23 protein-coding genes are annotated in these 23556 nt (G+C 45.5%); 9 read left to right on the forward strand and 14 right to left on the reverse strand.

Annotated elements, in window-relative coordinates; translation table 11 throughout:
- Position 1 precedes the first annotated feature (1 nt).
- Positions 2–928, forward strand: a complete 927-nt coding sequence (locus tag AC6I8U_RS18755) for an alpha/beta hydrolase (RefSeq protein ID WP_498019267.1) — start codon at positions 2–4, stop codon at positions 926–928.
- Positions 929–1200: 272 nt separating this feature from the next.
- On the opposite strand, the gene AC6I8U_RS18760 is transcribed toward AC6I8U_RS18755, so the two are convergent.
- The 8 genes from AC6I8U_RS18760 to AC6I8U_RS18795 all read right to left on the reverse strand — a co-directional run bounded on the left by AC6I8U_RS18760 (position 1201) and on the right by AC6I8U_RS18795 (position 10673).
- The gene (locus tag AC6I8U_RS18760) at positions 1201–1476 is read right to left on the reverse strand and encodes a nitrogenase-stabilizing/protective protein NifW (RefSeq protein WP_498019268.1); all 276 of its coding nucleotides are present in this window, start codon (positions 1474–1476) and stop codon (positions 1201–1203) included.
- 184 nt (positions 1477–1660) lie between these two features.
- On the reverse strand, positions 1661–2758 hold the full coding sequence (locus tag AC6I8U_RS18765) for an alkene reductase (protein ID WP_498019269.1): 1098 nt from the start codon (positions 2756–2758) through the stop codon (positions 1661–1663).
- A gap of 26 nt (positions 2759–2784) precedes the next feature.
- Positions 2785–3171 carry a lactoylglutathione lyase gene (gloA, locus tag AC6I8U_RS18770; RefSeq protein ID WP_042470576.1) on the reverse strand — a complete coding sequence of 129 codons (387 nt, stop codon included), beginning with the start codon at positions 3169–3171 and terminating at the stop codon, positions 2785–2787.
- A gap of 236 nt (positions 3172–3407) precedes the next feature.
- Positions 3408–4577 (reverse strand): MerR family transcriptional regulator, encoded by a 1170-nt coding sequence (locus AC6I8U_RS18775; protein ID WP_498019270.1) that lies wholly within the window; start codon positions 4575–4577, stop codon positions 3408–3410.
- A gap of 139 nt (positions 4578–4716) precedes the next feature.
- The gene (locus AC6I8U_RS18780) at positions 4717–6252 is read right to left on the reverse strand and encodes a glutamate synthase-related protein (RefSeq protein WP_498019271.1); all 1536 of its coding nucleotides are present in this window, start codon (positions 6250–6252) and stop codon (positions 4717–4719) included.
- A gap of 149 nt (positions 6253–6401) precedes the next feature.
- Positions 6402–8714 (reverse strand): hypothetical protein, encoded by a 2313-nt coding sequence (locus AC6I8U_RS18785; RefSeq protein WP_498019272.1) that lies wholly within the window; start codon positions 8712–8714, stop codon positions 6402–6404.
- 205 nt (positions 8715–8919) lie between these two features.
- Positions 8920–9834, reverse strand: coding sequence for a sigma-54 interaction domain-containing protein (locus AC6I8U_RS18790; RefSeq protein WP_498019273.1), 915 nt, complete (start codon positions 9832–9834; stop codon positions 8920–8922).
- A 122-nt stretch (positions 9835–9956) separates the two neighbouring features.
- Complete coding sequence (locus tag AC6I8U_RS18795; protein WP_498019274.1) at positions 9957–10673, reverse strand: GntR family transcriptional regulator; 717 nt, start codon at positions 10671–10673, stop codon at positions 9957–9959.
- 244 nt (positions 10674–10917) lie between these two features.
- Between AC6I8U_RS18795 and AC6I8U_RS18800 the strand changes: the two genes are divergently transcribed.
- The 3 genes from AC6I8U_RS18800 to AC6I8U_RS18810 all read left to right on the forward strand — a co-directional run bounded on the left by AC6I8U_RS18800 (position 10918) and on the right by AC6I8U_RS18810 (position 14021).
- Positions 10918–12342 carry a glycoside hydrolase family 1 protein gene (locus AC6I8U_RS18800; RefSeq protein WP_498019275.1) on the forward strand — a complete coding sequence of 475 codons (1425 nt, stop codon included), beginning with the start codon at positions 10918–10920 and terminating at the stop codon, positions 12340–12342.
- Positions 12343–12485: 143 nt separating this feature from the next.
- Positions 12486–13103, forward strand: a complete 618-nt coding sequence (locus tag AC6I8U_RS18805) for a 3'-5' exonuclease (RefSeq protein WP_498019276.1) — start codon at positions 12486–12488, stop codon at positions 13101–13103.
- Between the two features lie 30 nt (positions 13104–13133).
- Positions 13134–14021 carry a DMT family transporter gene (locus AC6I8U_RS18810; protein WP_498019277.1) on the forward strand — a complete coding sequence of 296 codons (888 nt, stop codon included), beginning with the start codon at positions 13134–13136 and terminating at the stop codon, positions 14019–14021.
- Positions 14022–14033: 12 nt separating this feature from the next.
- On the opposite strand, the gene AC6I8U_RS18815 is transcribed toward AC6I8U_RS18810, so the two are convergent.
- The 5 genes from AC6I8U_RS18815 to AC6I8U_RS18835 all read right to left on the reverse strand — a co-directional run bounded on the left by AC6I8U_RS18815 (position 14034) and on the right by AC6I8U_RS18835 (position 18824).
- A complete protein-coding gene (locus tag AC6I8U_RS18815; RefSeq protein ID WP_498019278.1) occupies positions 14034–14816 on the reverse strand; it encodes a hypothetical protein in 783 nt (260 codons plus the stop codon).
- Positions 14813–15589, reverse strand: coding sequence for a hypothetical protein (locus AC6I8U_RS18820; protein WP_498019279.1), 777 nt, complete (start codon positions 15587–15589; stop codon positions 14813–14815). Before AC6I8U_RS18820 ends, AC6I8U_RS18815 begins: the two co-directional genes overlap by 4 nt.
- A 216-nt stretch (positions 15590–15805) precedes the next feature.
- Positions 15806–16531 (reverse strand): hypothetical protein, encoded by a 726-nt coding sequence (locus AC6I8U_RS18825; RefSeq protein ID WP_498019280.1) that lies wholly within the window; start codon positions 16529–16531, stop codon positions 15806–15808.
- A complete protein-coding gene (locus tag AC6I8U_RS18830; RefSeq protein WP_498019281.1) occupies positions 16524–17321 on the reverse strand; it encodes a hypothetical protein in 798 nt (265 codons plus the stop codon). Before AC6I8U_RS18830 ends, AC6I8U_RS18825 begins: the two co-directional genes overlap by 8 nt.
- A gap of 180 nt (positions 17322–17501) precedes the next feature.
- Positions 17502–18824: a PTS sugar transporter subunit IIC gene (locus tag AC6I8U_RS18835; protein WP_498019282.1), complete on the reverse strand. Its 1323-nt coding sequence runs from the start codon at positions 18822–18824 to the stop codon at positions 17502–17504.
- 364 nt (positions 18825–19188) lie between these two features.
- Between AC6I8U_RS18835 and AC6I8U_RS18840 the strand changes: the two genes are divergently transcribed.
- The 4 genes from AC6I8U_RS18840 to AC6I8U_RS18855 all read left to right on the forward strand — a co-directional run bounded on the left by AC6I8U_RS18840 (position 19189) and on the right by AC6I8U_RS18855 (position 22589).
- The gene (locus tag AC6I8U_RS18840; protein WP_042470000.1) at positions 19189–19494 is read left to right on the forward strand and encodes a PTS sugar transporter subunit IIB; all 306 of its coding nucleotides are present in this window, start codon (positions 19189–19191) and stop codon (positions 19492–19494) included.
- A gap of 80 nt (positions 19495–19574) precedes the next feature.
- Positions 19575–20903 (forward strand): PTS sugar transporter subunit IIC, encoded by a 1329-nt coding sequence (locus tag AC6I8U_RS18845; protein ID WP_234496382.1) that lies wholly within the window; start codon positions 19575–19577, stop codon positions 20901–20903.
- Between the two features lie 148 nt (positions 20904–21051).
- A complete protein-coding gene (gene chbA, locus AC6I8U_RS18850; RefSeq protein ID WP_031496580.1) occupies positions 21052–21360 on the forward strand; it encodes a PTS N,N'-diacetylchitobiose transporter subunit IIA in 309 nt (102 codons plus the stop codon).
- 272 nt (positions 21361–21632) lie between these two features.
- Positions 21633–22589 (forward strand): LacI family DNA-binding transcriptional regulator, encoded by a 957-nt coding sequence (locus AC6I8U_RS18855; RefSeq protein ID WP_128650689.1) that lies wholly within the window; start codon positions 21633–21635, stop codon positions 22587–22589.
- A gap of 79 nt (positions 22590–22668) precedes the next feature.
- Here AC6I8U_RS18855 and AC6I8U_RS18860 read toward each other — a convergent pair whose 3' ends face one another.
- Positions 22669–23088: a GNAT family N-acetyltransferase gene (locus AC6I8U_RS18860; RefSeq protein WP_498019283.1), complete on the reverse strand. Its 420-nt coding sequence runs from the start codon at positions 23086–23088 to the stop codon at positions 22669–22671.
- Positions 23089–23227: 139 nt separating this feature from the next.
- Between AC6I8U_RS18860 and AC6I8U_RS18865 the strand changes: the two genes are divergently transcribed.
- Complete coding sequence (locus AC6I8U_RS18865; protein WP_498019284.1) at positions 23228–23479, forward strand: hypothetical protein; 252 nt, start codon at positions 23228–23230, stop codon at positions 23477–23479.
- Positions 23480–23556 lie beyond the last annotated feature (77 nt).

A 23556-nucleotide genomic window follows, 5' to 3' on the forward strand; every position in this document is an offset into this window, starting at 1 on the left:
AATGAAAACGAAACAAGTAACTTTTAAATCATTTGGTGTGAACCTCGCTGGCAACTTATACCTGCCAGAAGGTTTTGACGAAAACAAAAAGTACAAAGCAATTCTAGGAGCAAGCCCGTTCCCACAAGTAAAAGAGCAGGTACTTGCTACTTACGGCCCAGAAATGGCTGAGCGCGGTTTCATCTTCTTGGCTTTCGACTATTTAGGTATGGGGGACTCACCAGCATTGCCGGGCGAATACATGCAATCTCGCTATATGTTCCGCCTTATTGAAAATACGTGGGATGCGGTTTCTTTCTTGAGCGGGCTACCGTACGTCGAAGAAGTTTACGGCCTGGGAATCTGTCAGGGTGGTTCCATTATGGCTTCAGCTTCAGTGACAGATCATCGAATCAAAAAGATGGCGCTCATCTCAGGCATGATGGCGGCAGACGCATTCCAATGGACTGATAAAGCTATGGCTCATCAAATGATTACCGCAGCGAACGCTTCAAAGCAACAAATGTTTGAAACGAGTAAGCCAGATTACGTCGCACCTTTTGGCCTTAATGATGAACAGTCGAGAGAGGAGTTTGTAGGTGAAACTGCATACCCAGCAATGGCTGGCGAAAGTTATGATTACTATGGTCGTGATGGTTTCCGAGGCCCTGTGGCGGTAGAAAACTACACTAATATGCATATAGCAGATCAACCAATGCAGTCTCTGTTCTCTTTGTGTGAACATTATGCGGATAAAATTGTACAGCCAACACTCATTGTTTACGGGCAAGATGCTCCAACCGCAATCTGCTCAACGGCGTTTATTGAAAAGCTAACGAATGAGCATGAAGTTACGGCACTTGCTGAATTTAGTCACGTCGATTTTTACTATAAGCCTGAGGCAGTCACGCTCTCATCAAATGCTGTCGCAGAGTTTTTCAATAAATAATCTCATCATTGCAAACCATACCAAAAATCACCCTCATCCCCTTGAAAAAGGGGGATCTCATTCAGCGCGTTGAAAAGTTGAATGACGTGACTTAGTCGAATATTTTCAGTTACCTACACGCGGTAGGAGATCCTCGCTTTCGTGAGGATGAAGAATACCTGGCGAGCGGAGGGGTTGGAATCAACAAGAAGCTTTTTTCCAAAAGTGATTTTCGAACTTTGTCGTCACACTTTCTTTTTATAGCCATGTTGACTGAGTCTAAGTTTCGATTTTTAACGTCGAATACAAGACGTACATCCTCTACAGGCAGAACGTGTTGCAGAATCTAATCGACCTCTTTGGATCTTACAATACGCATTTCTAAGCACCCTTCTCGCTGCAAACCAGTCTTCCGGTTTTTGCATCAAAAGATAGCCGTTGAAACGCTTTAAAAGCGGCAGGCGATATTCATCAAGAAACTTGCGATCGTATTCAACCTCAAAGTAGTCAAACACTTGTTCTAAAGCGGTGAAGGTCGCCAGTTTGTCTTGAAGTTCAACAAAGCTCATCGTACTGGAAAGGGTTGAGGAAGTTGTCGAGATTGTAAGCGATCGACTACGAATAGTCACTTTGGAAGCGAATAAATAAGAAAGGGATAGGGATAGTAGAAGGAACAAGGATAATAGGGAGCGGGAGACAAGCCCAAGGCGTCATTCCCTAAATGGGAAGCCCCCTAGCCTCGGGCTTGTATACTTATGCTTGGTACTCTGGGTAGTCAAGCAGACCGACTTCGTTACCGCCAAACAAGGTGTTTGGATTGTGCTCAGCTAGCGGGTAGCCGTGCTTGATACGATTTGGTAAGTCTGGGTTTGAGATAAATGGACGACCGAAGCCAACCATGTCAGCAAGTCCACCAGCCAGAGCCTGTTCTGCTTTCTCTTGGTTATAGCGACCAGCGTAAATGATGGTACCTTGATACGCTTCACGTACTGCTGTTTTGAACTCAGCCGGTGTGTCAGGTGCGTCATCCCAATCTACTTCTGCAATGTGCATGTACACTACGTTATGTTTGTTAAGTACACGTGCAGCCGCAGTATAGGTCTCAACAGGTGTCTTATCGACAGTGCCGTTTAGCGAAGTAAATGGCGCTAGGCGAACACCCACTTTATCTGCACCAATGGCATCAACAACAGCAGCAACTACTTCGTCTAGGAAACGTAGACGATTTTCAATAGAACCACCATATTCGTCATCACGGTTATTCGCCTCAGAGTCGATAAACTGGTTGATTAGGTAGCCGTTTGCACCGTGCAACTCGATACCGTCGAAACCTGCTTCAACAGCGTTTAGTGCTGCTTGGCGGTATTGCTCGACCACATCTTTGATGTCTTGTTTTGTCATTGCGCGAGGTTCAACCACGTCTACGAAACCCGGCTCGTTAGTGCCATTGTCGACGAAAACTTTCACATTCTCTGCTTTTATTGCAGAGGAAGAGATAGGCTGTTCACCACCAATGTTATCAGGGTGCGTAACACGACCTACGTGCCAAAGCTGAGCGAAGATAGCGCCGTCTTTTGCGTGTACTGCGTCAGTCACTTTTTTCCAGCCAGCAATCTGCTCTTGAGAGTAGATACCCGGCGTCCAAGCGTAACCTTGACCCATTGGAGAGATTTGTGTGCCTTCAGCAACGATAAGACCTGCTGAGGCGCGCTGTGCGTAGTACTCAGCCATCATATCGTTCGCTGCGTTACCCGGCTGTGACGCGCGAGAGCGAGTCATAGGTGGCATCACGATACGGTTTTTAAGAGTAAGTGAACCCAATTGAATTGGTTGAAACATTGAATCTGTCATAATCATAAACCTCTATATGTTCTCTATTATTTGCTCGATTGAATTAGCTCAATAGAGTAACCATCAGGATCTTTTACAAACGCGATGTGAGTTTCGCCGCCTTTCATTGGACCCGGTGCACGAGTGATGTTGCCACCAAGTTGTTCAATGCGCTCACATGCCGCATAAATATCATCACAACCAATCGCAATGTGTCCCCATGCATTGCCTTGATCATACTGGTCTGTGTCCCAGTTGTAAGTCAGCTCGATGGTAGAACCTGCATCTTGACCCTCGTAGCCGACGAAGACTAGTGAATAGCGATACTCTTCATTCTCGAAGCGGTCTAATACCTTCATACCAAGAACTTCTGAGTAGAATTTAATGGACTTATCTAGGTCCACTACGCGAATCATTGTGTGCAAAACTTTCATATTAACCCTCGCCTGAATCTTATGCAGACACTCACTTTTAAACCGTTGAGTTAACCACATAAGCGAAATGGTGATTTCCAACTGGCGCTAGATTACGACAAAAGGGAAAGTACGTGAAATTATCAGATATTATGATTTACATAACATTTTGGAATAATAGAGGGCAACTGATGCGGCATAGTAATTATAGAGCCCACTGTTTAGTGGGCTCTTTAAATCGACGAGTAACCTTATTGTTACTGCTTTTGAACGATAAACATATGGTAACCAAACTCTTCAGCAAATTGAGTGCAGATCTCTACCTCATGCTTGATGTCTTTCCATGCAGCCTTTTCAGACATCTCTGGTTCAAGCTCTTTGACTCGTTCACCCAGTGGTCCGTAGTAGTTCATCCAAGCTTCACGGCTCATCGGAAAGTGGTCAACAACGACGTAGCCCGCATTTTTAATCTGCTCAAGGCGCGTTTCTACCTGTTGGATATCTGGATACTCTTGATTCCAAAACTCCACGGACGCTTCACTTGGTGTCGATGTCTTCCAAACCATGTCACTCAACATAATGTATCCGTGGTCCGTTAAGAAAGGCTTCCATTGTGATAGAGCTTTCTCTACTCCCATGATGTAGGCACTGCCCTCTGCCCAAATAAGATCAAAGCTCTTCTTTTCAAAAGGTAGCTCAGTCATACTTGCAGCAACGGTATTAAGCCTTTCAGCTAAACCAAGTTGTTGGAAACGCTCGGTAAGTCGATCCAACGCTGACTGCTCATTGTCGATTGCAGTAATAGTTGCATTACTGTTTTCTGCTAGCACTTTGGTTGCCAGTCCTTTTCCACAACCAACTTCAAGCAGGTTTTTGGGCTCTTTTGGTACTGCGTGTAGTGCCTTTTGTGTTTCTTGCTCACTTCCCGGTCCCCAACGTTCAAGCGTTTCGAATACCGTCATAAAGTCAGCCATATAAAGTTCGTGTTCGTTCATGTCTTTTGATAACCATTTCAATCTCAGGGCATCTTTTTCACTAAAGCCCTGATTAATTAACCATTCGAGATGGGCATCTGGCGCTAACTTATCTAGCCCTTCATGCCATGCTTTAAGATCACCTTCTCCCAACATAGCGGCTAACAGATCACGCGAGCGCTGCTTCTGCTCAATCTCATCATCCAATACTTGCAAGCGTTGCTGTAACAATGCTCGGTCGACTTTCGCCTCCAAACACGCTTTACACTCTTTCAGAGTCAAACCACCAGCTTGCAGTTGTTGGATCAATCGGACACGTTGCAGGTCTTTATCGCTGTAGACTCGGTAACCATTGGATAAACGTTTCCCGCTAATAAGGTTCTGTTTTTCATAATAAAGCAGCGCTGTTCTCGACAACCCCACTTCTGCGGCTAACTCTGATATCCGATACACCACAACGTCCTCTTCGATTGATGGTTGGCACTGTAAACTATAAAGCTGTAGACAGGTCAACAGCAAATAGAAAAAACCGCGACCAAAAGGACGCGGTTATCACTACGAGCTCCACGTTATACCGTCAATAGATGGACGCCTACTCAAAACCTGAGTATTTGACCCCAGATAAATGTGCCATTTCCCGATTCCATGTCGCCAAATCTTTCTTATTGAATTGACCGAGTTCATTATGACCACACGCCCTCGCCATTACCTGCATTAACGAAACCGAGGCTTCAAAGAAGTTCTTTAGCTGGTGAGAGGCTTTGTCGACGTTTAGTCGCTGCCTTAGATCGGCCTTTTGTGTTGCGATGCCAGCAGGGCAATTGTTGGTATTGCACATTCGAGCGGCGACGCAACCGATGGATTGCATCGCACTGTTAGAAATCGCCACACCATCAGCGCCTAATGCCATCGCTTTCACAAAGTCCATTGGTACTCGCAATCCACCTGTGATGATGAGCGTTACTTTACCGCTCATACCTTGCTTATCTAGATAGCGACGAGCTCTTGCCAGCGCAGGAATCGTTGGCACGCTAATGTGATCCCTGAACATTTCAGGCGCAGCCCCCGTACCGCCTCCTCTACCGTCGAGAATGATGTAATCAGCACTCGCATCCAATGCAAATTGTATGTCTTCCTCAATATGGTTTGCGCTTAGCTTAAAGCCGATAGGAATGCCCCCGGTAACCTCCCGTACTCTATCTGCAAATTTTTTAAAGTCTTCCACTGTATGGAGATCTTTAAAGGTAGGTGGCGATATTGCCGCCTCGCCTTCCGGAATACCGCGAACCTCAGATATTTTCCCGATATTCTTGTTGCCGGGAAGGTGACCGCCTGTTCCTGTTTTTGCACCCTGCCCGCCTTTAAAGTGGAACGCTTGAACCGATTTCAATTTTTCTTCATCGTAGCCAAAGCCTGCACTGGCTAGCTCGTAAAAGTAGCGTGAGTTCGCGGCTTGCTCCTCAGGAAGCATACCTCCTTCACCAGAACAAATCCCAGTCCCCGCAAGCTCAGCCCCCGTTGCCAGTGAGACTTTGGCCTCTTCAGATAACGCACCGAAACTCATGTCAGAGACGAACAAAGGAATTTTCAGCTTGAGCGGCTTCTTAGCTTGTGGACCAATCACAAGTTCTGTACCTACTGCGACATCTTCCAGCAGGGGCTTTGTCGCCATTTGCGCCACCATGATTTGAAGATCATCCCAATGCGGCAATAGATGTCGTGGCACACCCATCGAAGTCATAGGACCATGATGCCCCAGCTTTGATAGTCCTTCACGAGCGAGCTGATGAATGAACTCAACGGTAGGCTCTTCTTTGGTTTGGGTTGCTACCGGCGCGGCATCGGCAGCACTCGAAATACCCGGTCCTTCTTTACCCACCATGTCATCCGAAAAGTTTTTATGTGTGCCATCGCAATAGGGAAGATTTGCAGAATGCTTGCATCGGCACAGATAGGCGTCACCCGTTGACTCGGCCTTGAAGTTTTTCGGTTTAAAGTCAGTACCGGCATGAGAGCCGTCACAATAAGGTTGGTTTTTGGAACGGCCACATGTACAGAAGTAATAATCTTGACCTTCGGTCAGCTCAACCTTGACCGGGATGTTATTGGCAATGATTGGTTTGCTCATAGTGCTTCCTTGATCGGATTATAGTTATCGCACTGTAAAGCGTAGAACATCCCCAGATTTTGACCGCAAGCGCACACTGCGAGGTCTCAATGTGGTCATAAAAAAGCCAACCGCAAGAGTTGGCTTAATCGACAAATGACACACAATCCTTAGAAAGGCGCGAGACAATCGGTGTAGCTTTGAGGCGCTACTGGTAGCGCATCATTGTTGTTGAAGCCATCGATTGTTGCTGCAAGCGAGATGATGGCAGAGACATCGTTTGACGACCATGTTGCTACCGCCAGTGAAATGATCTCATCAATGGTCATCCAAGTGCCATTGACCTCAATCGAAGCTGAGCCGGACAACCCATCCGTCCCTGGACGGTGACGTGTGTTGAAGATAAACGCGAGCAATTGTTGAGCGAGCTGTTCTTTATGCATGTTTTCTTCAGCATTGCCATTGCTATCAACTAGGAAGTGCGACACCTCAGACTGCCACGTACCCGCTTCCCATATCACGCTATCACCACTAAAGGCCGCTGCAACGGGCGCGCCGCCTTGGAACAGTCCGTTGAATGGCTCGTCACCTGCGCCAAAGTAGGCGGATGGTGAACTGTAGGGTGCAAGACTGTTTACGTATGCCTTATCTGTTTCATCCAGTTCAGATAACCCGTTTTTATTATGCCAGTACCCTTTAGTATCAAAGTTGACTAGAACGTCGCAGGTGTTATGGAACATAAATGTATCACCGGTTTTGCCGTCGGTACGGTTCACCACTTCACCATCAATAACAGGCAAACTGTTTACGTAAGTGAGTACAGATCGAACATCAAACTCGACTTTATCGGTCGTCGTATTACCCCACCCCGGTGATTGACTCAAGCTCTCACTGACTTCGTAAGGCGCTAAGTCACCTCGAATATTAGGAACCAAGGCTCTGAAGACTGCACACCCGTTGTCTCCGGTATTTTTGCTGATAACTCGGTTGTACATACCACTAATATCGTTACCAAAGATGGCGACAAGTTCAGTCCATAGATCTCGAGTCGCTACTGGGTTGATATCGTCTGGCAATGGCACACTCAGTGGTACTGTCAGCTTCACTGGCCAGTTTGGAATGTATCGTTCGCCATCGTCTTTCATGCCATTTTTGTTGCGGTCAAACACTTTACACACGCTGATATCAGCAATACCGATACTACCAAACGCGACGACAAGCACAGGATCCGGATCTTCGCCTTTTTTACCCTGAACAGGATCGGCAAAGTCTGTTGGCGTAAAGCCATCATCCGTTTGTTCTCCAGAATCTCGACTGATCACAGCGGCACCCTCACCTTGGTCACATGCAAGCGGGGACATGAACCCAAGTCGCAATGCCCCATCGTTATGACGTGGCGCGAAGTTACGAAGCTCTGCAAAGGTCGTAAAGTGCGTGAAGTTCGCATTAAGAGGAGTGACGCCATTGACGCTCGCAAACCACATAAAATGATCCACCGACCACGCAAGCATTTCCTGCTCTAAGACACTAAACGTAATGGGTAGCGCCTCTGAGCCCGTAGTGCGGAAAATAGTTCGACTCGCGAACGGGTCAGTCACACCAAAGTCCCAGTTTTCAATCAGCTCGTCGCCATTGGCGGGGTTGTTGTAATCTGGGTCATATTGGCAGTTCAGGTTCTTATCGTGGAAAGATCGCAAGGCAATGTCGTATGTAACTGGTATATCTCGATCACCAAGGCGAACTTTAAAGTTGTCGGTTTTGGAGAATCGCGGCACAAACCCAAACACACCGTCACAGTTTTCACCGGTTGCACCATTATCGACATCACCATTACAAGCATCATAGACACTCTCGTAGGTAGACACCCAAGCTTTGTAGACGCCACCCGCATTCGGGGTATTAGCAAACGGATAAAGCTGAATGGTATCGCCTTCGGCAAGTTCACCACCATTCTCAGCAATATACTCGCTGCCTAAGACATGTGAACAGGGTATCTCTTGCTCAACCCATTGCCTTTTTACTTTCTGTGTTACGGTGTAAGTCGGATTGGTGAGCGTGATACCATCCTCACCATCGAAGTAGAACAGACGACACTCAAGAGGCTCAGCTTCAAATGTCACTGCGTTTTTGGGTCCACCTTTTCCTTTTACTGTTTCATAACAGGTCCCCCCATTAACACCAGCATCAGGCTCAATGCTGGACAGTAAACACTTACCCGAAGGATTCGTGACCTGAAAATAGTAGTAACCCGCCGGAAGCGCAGCAGCACTGCCCGGTGCATTGGGACCCGGACCGCCATCTAAAAAAACTTCCAGTTTGGATTCATAACGCACATTCTCATTGACGATCTCGCCTCCGGGAGTTGTCGTAAAAATGGCATCATCAAGTTTGGCAACCGCGTTTCCTGATAGCGCAAGCGAAGATGCCAACACAAACGAAAAACACAGCCGCTGAGTGTGAGTACTAGTTCGCTGAGAGTTCATTCGTTACTCCTTACGAGTTCTGATTGAACTACTACAACAGCAAATCCTATACCATAGTTAACTAACTGATTTTATTAGATTTGAAATACAGGGCGGACAGCTTTAAATGTTAACATTTTGATAGTTGAGCAGTTTGCCTTTACAGTGCGCGTTACAGTCTGTAACGACGTATGCTGCTAGTGACATCGCGAATGGTGACCTCGTTCTAGCTATCCAGCTCTAACTTGTGCTTTTTGATTAAACGATACAGCGTAGGACGGGAGATATTAAGATACCTTGCCGATGCGGTCATATTGTATTTGTGATCTCTAATGACCTTCTCTATGTGTTTTGATGCGAGTTGGTTATGATGAACAGTTCGAAAGTCACACACCATATCGATGCCTAACGCTTCTGGTTCGATGACACTGCCTGTGGCTAACACCACTGCTCTTTTGATGACATTCTTCAACTCCCGAATATTGCCAGGCCAAGGATGATGCTTTAAGACGGTAATACTGGCGTCCGATAGGGTAAGCGCTTCTCGTCCAGATTTGAGCAGTTCTTGCTCTAGAAACGAATTAGCGAGGATCTCAATGTCGCTTGTCCGCTCCCTTAAGGAGGGTATCGTCAGAGGAAGGACGTTCAAACGATAGAACAGATCTTGTCTAAAATCCCCATTGGCCATTAGGGCATCGAGCGCTTCATTTGTCGCAGCAATAACACGACAATCGACAATGTCATTACAGTCTGATCCGAGACTGTGTACCTCTTTAGATTCCAAAAAGTGAAGTAAATGCCCTTGAACTTCCAGCGGCATATCGCCAATTTCATCAAGGAAGAGCGTACCCGTGTTTGCCCGCTTAATAAAACCGACATGATTTTTGACAGCGCCAGTGAAGGCCCCTTTTTCATGTCCAAACAACTCAGATTCGATCAATGAGCGAGGAATCGAACCACAGTTGATTTCGACGAAAGGTCCTTTAGAGCGCAGAGATAATTGATGAATTAGCTTAGCACAGCGACTTTTACCTACACCAGTCTCTCCTTGAATCAGTATTTCACTGTCACTGGCTGCATATTGAGAAATCCGTTTATTAGTAATATCAATGGCTTTGCTGACCCCACTTAAGCCAGTCAAAGAGTCCTCCTGAATAAACTAAACGACTACTCCTTACAGTTTAGTTGTAGTCACCACGTTTAGAGGGACAGGAGTGTCTCAATAATGAGACACTGAAATCGAGTGAAATTAAGTCTCTGTTGTTAAAGCTGAGTTTCGCTTTTTACATAGGTTGTAGAGAACTCGAACGACTCACACAAATGTTTAGCCACTGAATACTCAAACAGTTGACCATTATCCAGATAAGCATTCTGAGCGACACAAACAAGATGCTCACCAATTGGTGTGTTTAGATACTCTCCCTCTGTAGAGGTTGCATGCCCCACCGTTATCTTGAGATTCGCACTGTGAACGGTTTGGTTTAGGTACTCGCTGAGGTAGCCATAAATCGATGATTTAACGTGTTCAATAGACAAGTTTGGAACCACTGTTTTGGACAAATAGATGTACTCAATAATCGTTGGAACACCGTCTAAGATCCTAACGCGCGTAATGCTGTAAACCTCGTCGCCAACCGAACATTTTAGTTTCGCTGCTATGTCTTCTGTCGCTTCAATCAGTTTGAAGGTAACAACTCGAGTATTCACGACTTGTCCGCGATCCTCTGCTCTTTTTTTAGTTCCGAGCAGATGGGATTGCGACACCGCATTTGAACGTTGTTTTACAAATGACCCCGAACCACGCTTACGTACTACCAGCCCCTCTTTGACAAGAAAATCCAGTGCTTTCTTGAGCGTTATCTCACTGCATTCAAACTCTTGAGCCAAAGCTTTGCCATCAGGGAGCTTATCGGAATCACTATAGTACCCCGATAAAATGCGCTGCTTCATTTCACTATAAATGCCCTGATACTTGACCATTTCGTTTACTCGCTTTCCATAACAATTGATGTCTACATTAAGTGCAACTGAGATTACTTTCTATTACAGCCAGACTCAAGCAATACGACATAAACCTATAGTTTATCCGTTCAATATTTCAACAAAACAGAAAATAATCCGATCTAGATCTTGTTTTGAGCTAATAACAATTACAAAACCATATGGTTTTAATATTATCGGCAGCAGAAAACAATTACATGAAAAAGGGTTAATCGGGGTAGTTATGGCATTTCAAGAGAACTTCTTATGGGGCAGCGCATCAGCAGCCTACCAGATCGAAGGCGCAGCGAACCTAGACGGTAAAGGCGATTCGATTTGGGATGTGTACTCACGCGTTCCGGGCAATACGTTTAAGGATACAACGGGCGAAGTGGCGATCGACTTCTACCACAAATATGAAGAAGACATCGAACTGATGCGAGAAATGGGTCTTAAGGCTTATCGATTCTCTGTCGCTTGGACGCGCATCATGCCAGATGGTCGCACGGTCAACCCGAAGGGCATTGAGTTCTACCATAACGTTATCAATAAGCTGATCGAATGTGGCATCACACCGATCCTTACAATCTACCACTGGGATCTGCCACAGGCGCTACAAGATGAATATCAAGGCTGGGAAAGTCGTAAGATTCTGGCTGACTTTACCCAATATTGCGAAGTCTTATTCAGCGAGTATGGTGACAAGGTGCCGTACTGGGTTTGCATGAATGAGCAAAATATCTTTACGAGCCTAGGGTATGTTCAAAAGATTCACCCACCTAAAGTCTCTGATTATCAGCGTTTTATCAACGCGAACCACATCGCAAGCCTTGCAAACGCGAGTGCAGTGAAGCGATTCAAAGAGATGGGTATCAAAGGTCAAATTGGCGCAAGCTTTGCGTACAGCCCAACCTACTCAAAAACAGCCGCTCCAGAAGATGTAATTGCTGCAGAGAACGCGCAAGAGATACAAGATCTGCTCTGGATGGATGTTTACGCAAAAGGTGCTTATCCAAAGATTGGTCTAAAGCTACTGGAGCGTCTTGGCATCCACATCGATTTCCAAGAGGGCGATAAAGAACTGCTTAAAGCGGGTATCTGCGACTTCATGGGTCTGAACTACTATCAATCTGCTACGTTTGTCGCACCAGAAAACCGTGAGCAGACGGCTCAAACTGGTAATGCGGCGCAGGTTTCTGTCGTTTCTGATGTGGCTCGTATTCCTACTGATGATTACTATGTTCGCGCTGACAACGAACATCTAAAAATGACCGATTGGAACTGGGCTATCGACCCAGAGGGGCTGCGCGTCGCACTTCGCCGCATCACGTCACGCTACAACCTTCCAATCCTTATCAGTGAAAATGGCTTAGGGGCCTATGATACGCTGACGGAAGATGGTCGAGTGCACGATGACTATCGCATCGCATTCCTAAAAGCGCACGTTGAAGCGATCAACGATGCTATTGAAGACGGCTGTGAAGTGATCGGCTACTGCACTTGGTCTTATCAAGATCTGTTCAGTTGGCTTAATGGCTATGCCAAACGCTATGGCTTTGTTTACGTTGACCGTGACGAAGAGAGCGAGAAGGAGCTAAAACGCTACAAAAAAGACAGCTTCTATTGGTACCAAAGAGTGATAGAAACTAACGGTGAAAACCTCGATTAATCGTTTTAAAAAAGGTCCAGTTTTACTGGGCCTTTTCTTTTCCAAATAAACTGTCTGTAACCCCAAAAACAACGCTTGAGAGGTTTCCTTCATCGCTCGTTCAAGCTAGACTTTGCCTCCCATATTTTTCCTGAGATTTCACCATGAATGCGCCTGCCACTTCCGCTATTGTACTCGACTTCGAGACCACCGGTTTATCACCAAACCAAGGAGATCGCGCAATTGAAATTGGTGCAGTGAAACTAGAAAATGGTGAGGTTGTTGACCGTTTTCAATCGTTGATGAATCCAGGCTTTCGAGTCAGCAGCTTTATTGAAGGCTATACCGGGATCACCAATAATATGCTAAGCCACGCACCGAGCTGTGACGAGGTCATGAATGAATTTGTCGATTTCATTGGTGATGCGAACCTAGTGGCTCATAACGCTTCATTCGATAAGCGATTTCTCGATGCTGAACTGGATTTGATTGGCAAAGGCTATCGCGGCGAGTTTGCTTGTTCACTGTTGGTCTCACGCCGCCTCAATCAAGAGGCAAGCTCTCACAAACTGGGGGATCTCGTCGCTTATCATAATATTGCCAACGATGGTGTATTTCACCGCGCGTTAGCGGATGCTGAGGTGACCGCGTCGCTATGGCTACTTTTGGTCAACTCTCTTACGGATAAACACGCTATTGGGCAGCCAAGCTTTGAATTGATGCAAAAACTCGCCAAACAGCCAAAAGCATCTGTTGAGAAATTCTTAGCTAAGCAAAGATAGAACCCATTTTAACCTTTCAAAGAGACATCTATGACCACTACTTTCGACTCAATTGTCCCTGTCGGCGTTCGTTATATGGTGCTATCGGCGCTTGGTTTCGCGCTGATGTCTGCCTGCGTAAAGTACGTGAGTACCTACGGCATTCCTGTATTTGAAATCGTAGCTGCCCGTGCCTTAGTTTCACTGGTCCTGAGCTATCTAGATGTAAAACGGAAAGGGATCTCTGTCTGGGGACACAACAAACCCCTACTGCTATTGCGTGGTATCGTGGGTTCACTAGCGTTGATCTGCGTGTATTACGCAGTGACGACGCTACCTTTGGCTGAAGCAACCATACTTCAGTACATCCACCCTATCTTCACCGCTTTACTGGCGTTTTGGTTTCTAAAAGAAAGCGTTCAGAAATCCACCATCATCTGTATCGTGTTGAGCATTCTTGGCTTGATGTTTATGGTAGGCCCGACATTAGGTAGCAACGCGTCAGAGCCACTGCCTCTATTTAGTGTTGGTGTCGCGCTTCTTGGCGCATTTGGTAGCTCTATCGCTTACGTTATCGTCAGAAAACTCAGTCAAACTGAAGACAGCTCAGTGATCATTTTCTACTTCCCGTTAGTCGCACTGCCTGTATCAATCCTCTTGATCGGGGACGACTTCATAATGCCAGACTGGTATCTCACCATGATGTTAGTGGCGGTAGGCGTCTTCACGCAAATTGGTCAACTAGGTTTAACCAAAGCCATGCAAACACAGGCGGCAGGCAAGGCTTCGGCATACTCTTACGTTCAGATTGTGTTTTCTATATTACTGGGGCTAGCGCTATTCAATGAAGTTCCAACCGTTTGGACCTACATCGGTGGTTCACTCATCGTAGTTGGGGCTCTCGTTAATACCTTTGGTAAACGAGCAGCATCAAAATAGAGCGCTTCATGATCAGTCGGTATAAACTGCCGACTGATGCCTCGCTACGGGCTTTACCGCACTTCTCACGATGATCAGCAGCCACCAAACAACCGCAAACATTAAGCCTCCACGAAGTGTATAAGTGAGAGTTCTCCAGGCCAATGCTTCTCGCTCTGCTGATAGTTTTAGTTCATAAGGATAGCGCTCAGACACAGCTTGGTGTTCTAGTATCCGCTCTGACCAATAGTCGCTGCTGACATCACCATGCTCACTAGAGTACCGAGGACTTGCCTCTCCCTGCAAAAATACGTGGTAGTCATAATGCTGAGAAGGCCTTTCAAGCCAATGTCCAACCACTCTTCTAGGGTTTACATAAGCGAAATATTTTGTGTCTTGCTCGCGCATTGCAATGACAAATGAGGGCTCAGGGAAATAGTTAGTGAGTAACGACCAGCCGATGAACACACCCTGTACGTTTGTGTTTCCATCCCAATGTGCGAGTGTAGATTGAGTTTCTCCGAAGATGCTACAGGCATACCATCCAGTATCGCGCTCTTTAATGTACCCAAGCGCTCTCACTTCCTCTTCGGTGTAGGACACTTGATTGTAGTAACGTTTATGCTCAGCGTCACACCCATCGTGACGAGGTAGCGCATCAAGTAACTTAATCATCGTTTCTATTCGACTATCAATATTGATTAAACTTGATTGCAACTCTTCATGCATCTCTTGAATAAGCGAAGCTCTTGCCAATACGTAACTAAACGCTGCTAATAAACCTACCAACAACGCTATTCGAACTGTTTTTCTCATTGTGCTTCACTCACTCCATGTGCACGCTGTCGTCGTATACCAAGTCCTATAACTAAGATAACAACCACACCAAAAGCACAAAGAAGACGAATCGCAAAAGTGACCATCCCTTGAATATATAATGATGTATCTTTATAGACTGAGATTGAAATCGGGAAATGCTCTGATGTCTTGGTGGTTTTATATTGATTCTGAGCTAGAGTACCTTGTACTAGTAAAGGCTGCTCACTGTTAGAAAAATGGAGAACTCGATATGTTTGATTGGGTACATGTTGAACCCACCACCCCAAAATTGCGCTCGGATTAATCGTAGCGACTGCCACATCATCTCCTTGATAAACAGCAAGCGCAAAAGAAGTATTACCATCACTTCTTACGAAGCGCACTTTAGCAAATCCGATATTGTGCTTTCGCTCTTCATTCCAAAAGTTTTCATCGAGTACTTGTTTTGTCAGCCCCAGATTGCTGCATATCTCGTACACCCCGTCTGCCTGGCTACCTACAAACAAACCCCTTATCGGTACACTGCGGAACACCGTATGGCCTAGCTCAGTTTGCATAGAGCTGTCACAGGCTCCAACCGGCAACACTTGATCGGATATAAATTCGAGTTCACTTTGAATTTGACTAAGTTGCTGTTCAATGCCTTCCAGCACTTGCTCAGCTTCTTGACTTGCTTGCTCACGAAACGTAAAAAACTGATATACACACCCTACTAATAGGGTGTAAATAAAAATATAAAATAAGTTCGCAGTGGTCTGTTTTAATCGCATTTATTAAGAATTTTCTGACTTTCCTTACTTTTATACACCAGCATAAACACGCGTACTTTATCTCAACGCAAGTTTCTAAGAATAATTAAATATAATCCTGACACTTACATTCATTTCATAAATATATGTGAGATTTTGTTAATTTTAGTAAATACATAAAATATCAGGCTAGACATTATAAATTTAGCCCTGTGAGGACTTGCATAGCGCATATCTTCAAGTAGGCTTTAATATCGAACGTCGCAACAAACCAAAGCTACTACAAATAAAAAATATCGCTATTAACAAACGTAACCAATAAACTCCTGATCTTTTGAGCATATCCACAATGGAAGCCGCAGATTGTATTGAATACGGGTACTTCTTCGAGTGCGCAGATTTCAAAAGCATACTTTGTAACTCAACGGGAGCACGTGTGTACGCAGGTACATTCTCGCCATCCAATCTCAAGCTATAATTTGCATAAGGCAAACTCGGTTCAATCCAATAGCCCAATACTCGGCGAGGATTGACGTAAGCGAAGGCTTTTAAATTGCCGCTCTCTTTACCAACCACAAATGAAGTTTCTGGAAAATGCACCGTTAGGAGAGATCGACCAACAAACACGTCCTCAACTTTAGCTCCGCTCCAGTAGTTGAGTTTCGACAATGTTCTCCCAAACATGCTGCAGACATGCCACTGTTCTCCTGCATCAAACACATACCCAACCGCGCGAATTCGTTCATTCTCGTGAGCGATATCAGCGTACTCCCTCTTCACTTCATCTGGACAGCTTGGATCGCTAGGCAGATCATCAATGATTTTGAGAATGTCTTCGATTTGTTGATCTATTTTAGCGGTAGACTGACTGGCGCTAACACTAAGCTCATTATTAATCACAACATAAGCAAATACTAAGCTTACAGCTCCTGATAATAAGGCAACGATGAACAGTCTAATCACGATTCACCTCTAACTCAGCGTCTCGCTCATCTATGCCGGTAATACGCTGATAGACAGCAAAAATGATTAAGGCCAATAGTGCTATCAATCCTCCAACAACAAGCCTCTGAAAGAAAGTCACCATTCGTTCTTGCAGAATGATAGTTGGTTGGGTTGCCTTGATCATGATGGGATATCGCTCTGACCGAGCTGTACTTTCAAACCCTTCATCATCTTGTACTCGCTCGCCAGCGATAATAAGACGCTCTCCATCACTGAAAAATAATTCTAACTGAGTGTCAGGAATCATGGGTTCTACCCACCATCCGAGTATGATTCGAGGGTTTATCGTGCCAATAGCGATTTTTCCGTTACCAATAACGGCAAGCGCATAAGACAAGTCGCGGCGGTATTGTTTAATTTTCAGCTTAGCAAAGACGATATCGCGCTGAGCGCGTGCATTCCAAAAGGTATCGTCAACCTCCCCAGTTTGAGGTCCAAAATTACTGCAGTACACGTTTTTGACATTCCCAGCTGAGGAACGTTCTCCGACCGCAAGCCCGCGTAAGCCGACACTTTTAAACACATGGTGGGCGAGAGTCCGTTGCACCTCTTCACTACACTCAGTAGTGACATAAATCGATCGAAGTTCGTCTTCGATAGTGGCGAGCTGGCTTTCAACTTGGTTTAACACACGCTCAGCACTATCGCTAAGCTCCTGACGAAACGTCAGCACTTGATACACACAGCCTACAAGCAGAGTGTAGAGAAAAATTAAGATTAGGTTTTGCCAAGTACGTTTTGAAAACACGAGCCGAAATTGCTTTGGTTTATGAATAACTTAACAATAATACTTCGCACCTATTGATGATTTCATTAATCTGACGCAACGTTTTCGTCGCTTGGTCTCAGCCAATGAGAATCCGGTGTAATAGGTTTACCTCGAATGAATGCTCGCCGAAGTGGTAATTCTGACACAGGGACACTAGTGTTACTGAGCAACCTGCGTTTGCTGCATTCTTTTAGCGCGTTCTGCTTCCTGCTCGACCAAAATTTTCTCATGAGTTCTGAAAAATGGTAGGTAAATAAAGTAGGCATTCACCATTGCGAACACAACCATTAGTGCATTCATGTAGCTACCATTTGCAGCCCATGCCGCGCCTATTGGGGCTGGTACCGACCAAGGGATCATTAATACCACGCGGTCTAAGACCTCAGCAGAGGTTAAAAACCAAGCAATAGTAGCGTTGAACATAGGAACGAAGATAAACGGCACAAGAAAAAGCGGATTCATAATGATTGGAAAACCGAACAATATTGGCTCATTTATATTGAATATCGCAGGAATGGCGCCGACTTTACCCACCGATTTAAGCTGCTTCGAACGGCTTTTAATCGCTAAGTACACAAGAGGGAGCGTTGAACCTACCCCACCGATAAGGACAAAGAAGTCCCAAAAAGCAGGTAAGTAGATATGGGGAAGAACCTGTCCACCCGCTTCTAGCGCAGTTTGATTCTCTAACAAGTTGGACATCCAAAATGGATTCATAATTCCGGTAATGATCAGCGCACCGTGAATCCCCATAAACCAAAGAAGCTGACAGATGAGTATCGAAATCAAGACCGCAACAAGGCTATCAGAGGCCAACACCAAGGGACGAAATAGCTCTTCAATCAGCTGCGGGAAATGCACACCAAATTGCGCATCAAGAAATACATTGAACGTCGATATGCTTATCATGACTGCGAAGATCGGCACGATGAGCTTAAAACTTTGAATCGTTAGGATGGGCACATCTTCAGGCATCTTGATGTACCAGCCCATACGGATAAACAATCTAACGATCTCGATAGAGTAAAGACTTGCGATAAGCGCCGTGAACAACCCCGCCCCACCAAGATAGCGAACATCTTCTTGCCCATCGATATAGAAGCCCGCCAACATGAGAAATGCCATACAGCCTGTCAGTCCGGACAGTCGTTCTGGCAATTGATAGCTCTTAGCGAGACTTGCCGAAACGCCAAAGGAAACGATAAGCCCGACGACACCTAGAGTCAGTTGATAAGTCGGCAACAGTATAGGTCTTAGCGCCAGAGATAAGTCCATCCAAGCCATTGACATCCAAGACTCGGAATCTGCAAATGGGGGAAAGATAATCGGGACAAACATACAGCCCACAAAGATGAAGGGCATCGCCAACTGGAAACCATCACGCATAGCCATAAGGTGCTGACTGCGCATCAGCAGTTTTGCTACAGGATTCATGAACTGCTCTACCTGATTGGCACACAGTCTCATAATGGATTGGTTCATTCACTCTACCAGCTATATGGATCCGCGACAGGATACCCGAAAGCAAAGACTCGCGGAAACCGACTATCCAAATATGCTGACTCCACCACGTTTTTCACCCAACCGTTCGCTAAATTCCGAATTCAGATCACGGTTCATCAGCCAGCGAGCCATTTCAGACGCTGAATTGAAACAATCCACTTCGATTGAACGGGCTGGTTTCCCAAATCCAGAACATTCGTTAACTGTGTCACGAATTTTTCGCCATAACTTTGGTTTCCAGTGATCGTTTTCACACTTAGATGGAAATAATTTGGAAACCGGTTTCCAAATTATTTCCTAGCGTGCATATTGAATAGGCATTCAAGATTCTGGAGAAGAAAAAATGAAAAAAATTATGCTTTGCTGCTCTGCTGGTATGTCTACCTCTCTACTGGTTAAGAAAATGGAAGCGTCTGCGCAAGAACGCGGTATCGAGGCTGAAATCAAAGCATTTGGCGCAAGTGAGTTTGACGTTCAAGTAGGCAACTACGAAGTCGTTCTACTTGGTCCTCAAGTGAAATACATGCAAGCAGATTTCCAAAAGAAAGCAGATGCTCATGGCATCAAAGTTGAGCCAATCAACATGATGGATTACGGCATGCAGAAAGGCGATAAGGTGCTTGATTTTGCACTAGAACTTATCGGCTAACTTCTTTTTGCTCGGTGTCCCCCCTTGGTCACTTTTTGACGCCGAGCTTTTCTTAATTTTATCCTAACGAGAGTAACGACATGGGCGCTATGTACGACAAAATGGTCAATGTTATCGAGCAAAAGGTCACCCCTATTGCCGGTAAGATTGGTCAACAAAAATACATCACTTCTATACGTGACGGCTTTATTGCCGCACTACCTTTTATGATTGTTGGTTCTTTCATGCTGGTGTTTATCTTCCCTCCGTTTTCTGCGGAAACAACTTGGGGATTTGCACGCGCATGGCTAGATTTTTCTGAGACGTATCGTGAGCAGTTGATGCTGCCATTCAACTTGAGTATGGGGATCATGACCATATTCATATCGGTAGGGATAGCGTCCAGCTTGGCTCGCCATCACGATCTTGATCCTGTTACGACAGGTCTACTATCACTAATGAGCTTCCTACTTGTTGCAGCACCCGTTCAAGACGGCATGCTGTCAATGCAGTACTTCTCTGGCCAAGGTATCTTCACTGCAATCATTACTGCATTGTACTCAACGGAAGTGTACGCATACCTGAAGCGCAACAACATCACAATCAAGCTTCCACCTGAAGTACCAACCGGTGTTGCACGCTCATTCGAAATCCTAATTCCTGTACTGGCGATCATCATTACGCTTCACCCACTAAACCTGTTCGTTGAAGCACAAACTGGCATGATCATTCCAGAAGCAATTATGGCCCTAGTTCAGCCTCTAGTTTCTGCATCTGACACGCTTCCAGCGGTTCTACTAGCAGTACTGGTTTGTCAAATCCTATGGTTTGCAGGTATCCACGGTGCGCTTATTGTAACTGGCATCATGAACCCATTCTGGATGGCTAACCTTTCAGTTAACCAAGCTGCAATGGCAGCAGGTGAAGCAATCCCGCACATCTTCGTTCAAGGTTTCTGGGATCACTACCTACTTATCGGTGGTGTAGGTTCAACGCTTCCACTTGCGTTCCTACTACTTCGTAGTAAAGCCGTTCACCTACGCACTATTGGCAAGATGGGTACAGTACCAGGTCTATTTAACATCAACGAACCAATTCTGTTTGGTGCGCCAATCATCATGAACCCAGTGTTCTTCCTACCATTCATCTTGGTACCAATGGTGAACGCGACTCTTGGTTGGTTTGCTCTTGACTGGGGTCTAGTAGAGCGCGTGGTTTCTCTAACGCCTTGGACAACACCAGGACCTATCGGTGCATCGTGGGCAGCTAACTGGGCATTCAGTCCTGTCATCATGTGCTTCATCTGTATGGCTATGTCGGCAATGATGTACCTACCGTTCCTAAAAGCTTATGAGAAGCAACTTCTAGAGCAAGAAGCAGCGGACGAGAAGAAGCAACAAGAAGCTGCAGGTCAACCAGTTACAGCTTAATCAACTAGTTATTAGTAACAACAAACGCAGTTGACACAAATAATAAAAAAGTCGCCCCCTAGTCTTAATTGGGGTTGAGCGTGGGGCGACACTTCCTACCTTCGGGTAGACACCATTTAAGATTTAAGAGGTACGTAAAATGGAAACTATGGATTTAGAAGAACAAGTCATGGGCATCATCATCAACGCGGGTCAATCTCGCAGCCTATGTTATGAAGCGCTTCGCCATGCTAAAAACGGCGAGTTCGAAGAAGCAGAAGGTTTGATGAAAGAAGCACAAGAGTTCGCAAACCAAGCTCACCTAGTGCAAACCCAACTTATCGAAGCTGACGAAGGCACAGGTAAAATGAAGATGACGCTAGTCATGGTTCACGCACAAGATCACCTGATGACCTCTATGCTCGCAAAAGAGCTCGTCGCAGAGATGATTGAACTACATAAGCGTACTGCTAAGTAATTCAGTCTCACCTTACTTTTTCCAGTTTTTCGACCAGACACGGAGCGAGTCAGGCAAGAAGACGTCTTATAGGAGCGTTTTCAACATCTTTGGTCGAAGCAGCTTGGTCGTAGCAGGCCAGTCGTGCTCCATACACTAAGCTGCTTTTTTTCTCGCCCTACATAACCTCTCATCAGACTTGGATCACTACCTCTGAAAGAGTACAATAACGGAAATCTTGGGAAACGGTTTCCCAGTTCTAGAAACTCTATGAATCTATTAAGGTTGTTGTCATGGCTACTATCACCGATGTCTCTCTGCTAGCAAACGTATCGAAAGCGACCGTTTCTCGCGTGATGAGCGGAAGCCGTGGCGTTAAACCTGAAAGTCGTGAGGCCGTATTACGCGCCGCAGAAGAGCTGAACTACCGTCCGAATGCCGCTGCGCAAACACTAGCAAATCAACGCTCTGATTATATTGGTGTGATTCTCTCATCTAGCGATGCAGGACAAGTCTCTACCTATCTGCCACTACTTGCAAAGTCATTGAAAGCAAAAGGCAAGCACATGCTGGTGCAATTTGCTGAAACCGCAGATGAGCAAGTTCGCATGGTGGAAGAACTCAACCAGAGACACTGTGACGCTATCATCTCGCTCGGTGGCACCGTCGAGTCTCTAGCCAACGACAATGTTATTGCTGTCGATAGTTTGGCGAGCGCCGAGCATGCCATCGGATACGACTATAAGTTTGCTGCAGAGAGTGCATGTCGATTCTTATCGAGTAAAGGACATGCAAGTATCGCCATCGTAGTGGATGATGAAAGCTACGCATCAACGCAGGTTCTCGAGGGCTATAAAACATCACTGCAAAACTCGGCAATGCCAGTTAATCGACAGCTTATCGTCACAGCAAATGGCAACAATGAACAAGCGATTATGTCGCTATTAAACAGCTATCACCCGTTCACGGCGCTGGTCGTTATGCGTGACAGCCAAGCCGCGGTAGCAATGAACCTGTTTAGAGATTTCAACTTAGCGACACCGCAAGAGGTTTCGATCGTGTCGCTAGAAGATTCTCAACTGGCCAGTCAGCTTAATCCACCGCTTACCTGTATCAGCTACCCTTCCCAACAGATTGTTGATATGGCGATGGAGCAATTAGATGCGATTCTAGACGACAAACCCATGTCGAATAAGCCTCTAATTACTGGCCGCCTTGTTACTCGTGAATCGGTTATCAATCGTAGCTAGTCACTAATACCAAAAAAGCTAAAAGCCACCAAAAAAAATAGGAGCGTTGTTCAGAACACGCTCCTTTTTAGTTTTTTGGCTAAACACGTTTTTCCGACCAATCGACCGACATTTTAAAATACCAGACACCTGATTTGTTGAACGCTTCACCTTCAACTGCTAACCCAAATTTCTTATAGAAATCTTGAGCACTCACTCTGGCATCACACCAATAGTAATCAGCACTTAAAGCACGAACTGATGCAATGGTATGCTCTAGCATCTTGGTACCAATTCCCTGACCTTGGTAGTCCTCTAGCGTCGCAAACTTTCTTAGCCTTGCCGTTTTGCCATCCAAGTAAACCGACGCTACACACACCAATCGACCATCAATCAAAGCCCCATAATGAAGCGCTTGCTCGTCACCTTCCACTCTACAGAATGATTCCGGCTTATCTGGCCATAAAACCTGATGTCTTATTGGCAATACTTCATCGGCTGTCAGCAGTTTGATTTCCATCTGTTTTCCAATTGCTCCGAGAGGGTAATAGCAGAGTGATTCTATCGCTATTCTCCTTATTTTCTCCACATTTTGCTCATTTTTTCCACTCAGTCTTCATCGACACTAATGCTTCATTATTGCCAATGAGAGAAACCCCATGAAGAAAACTGTATTCGCACTTTGTATCGTACTGATCGCATCCGCTTTCCAGCCAGCTTTTGCTAAAGGGGAACACAGAAAGCCACCTTCATTTGAAGAGATGGATACGAATGGTGATGGTTTGCTGAGTAAAGATGAACTGCGAGGCCCGCTACTGGATGACTTCGACAAGTTTGATAGCGACGGTGATGGCTTCCTATCTGAGTCTGAGCTTCCTGAGCCACCTGAGCGTACGAAACGCGATAGCTAATCAACTTTAATCTCTTCACTGCATAACGGTTCTGTTATGCAGTGTTCTCCTCATTTATATGGAAATAAGGTCTTTAC

The sequence above is a fragment of the Vibrio sp. KUL80 genome (assembly GCF_059725495.1).

Bases quoted from the DNA above. Each gene is read 5' to 3' on its own strand.
- AC6I8U_RS18755 (WP_498019267.1), top strand. From the start codon at position 2: ATGAAAACGAAACAAGTAACTTTTAAATCATTTGGTGTGAACCTCGCT.
- AC6I8U_RS18820 (WP_498019279.1), bottom strand. From the start codon at position 15,589: ATGCGATTAAAACAGACCACTGCGAACTTATTTTATATTTTTATTTAC.
- AC6I8U_RS18785 (WP_498019272.1), bottom strand. From the start codon at position 8,714: ATGAACTCTCAGCGAACTAGTACTCACACTCAGCGGCTGTGTTTTTCG.
- AC6I8U_RS18855 (WP_128650689.1), top strand. From the start codon at position 21,633: ATGGCTACTATCACCGATGTCTCTCTGCTAGCAAACGTATCGAAAGCG.
- AC6I8U_RS18840 (WP_042470000.1), top strand. From the start codon at position 19,189: ATGAAAAAAATTATGCTTTGCTGCTCTGCTGGTATGTCTACCTCTCTA.
- AC6I8U_RS18765 (WP_498019269.1), bottom strand. From the start codon at position 2,758: ATGACAGATTCAATGTTTCAACCAATTCAATTGGGTTCACTTACTCTT.
- chbA (WP_031496580.1), top strand. From the start codon at position 21,052: ATGGATTTAGAAGAACAAGTCATGGGCATCATCATCAACGCGGGTCAA.
- AC6I8U_RS18760 (WP_498019268.1), bottom strand. From the start codon at position 1,476: ATGAGCTTTGTTGAACTTCAAGACAAACTGGCGACCTTCACCGCTTTA.
- AC6I8U_RS18865 (WP_498019284.1), top strand. From the start codon at position 23,228: ATGAAGAAAACTGTATTCGCACTTTGTATCGTACTGATCGCATCCGCT.
- AC6I8U_RS18805 (WP_498019276.1), top strand. From the start codon at position 12,486: ATGAATGCGCCTGCCACTTCCGCTATTGTACTCGACTTCGAGACCACC.
- AC6I8U_RS18860 (WP_498019283.1), bottom strand. From the start codon at position 23,088: ATGGAAATCAAACTGCTGACAGCCGATGAAGTATTGCCAATAAGACAT.
- AC6I8U_RS18780 (WP_498019271.1), bottom strand. From the start codon at position 6,252: ATGAGCAAACCAATCATTGCCAATAACATCCCGGTCAAGGTTGAGCTG.
- AC6I8U_RS18800 (WP_498019275.1), top strand. From the start codon at position 10,918: ATGGCATTTCAAGAGAACTTCTTATGGGGCAGCGCATCAGCAGCCTAC.
- gloA (WP_042470576.1), bottom strand. From the start codon at position 3,171: ATGAAAGTTTTGCACACAATGATTCGCGTAGTGGACCTAGATAAGTCC.
- AC6I8U_RS18810 (WP_498019277.1), top strand. From the start codon at position 13,134: ATGACCACTACTTTCGACTCAATTGTCCCTGTCGGCGTTCGTTATATG.
- AC6I8U_RS18795 (WP_498019274.1), bottom strand. From the start codon at position 10,673: ATGGTCAAGTATCAGGGCATTTATAGTGAAATGAAGCAGCGCATTTTA.
- AC6I8U_RS18835 (WP_498019282.1), bottom strand. From the start codon at position 18,824: ATGAACCAATCCATTATGAGACTGTGTGCCAATCAGGTAGAGCAGTTC.
- AC6I8U_RS18845 (WP_234496382.1), top strand. From the start codon at position 19,575: ATGGGCGCTATGTACGACAAAATGGTCAATGTTATCGAGCAAAAGGTC.
- AC6I8U_RS18815 (WP_498019278.1), bottom strand. From the start codon at position 14,816: ATGAGAAAAACAGTTCGAATAGCGTTGTTGGTAGGTTTATTAGCAGCG.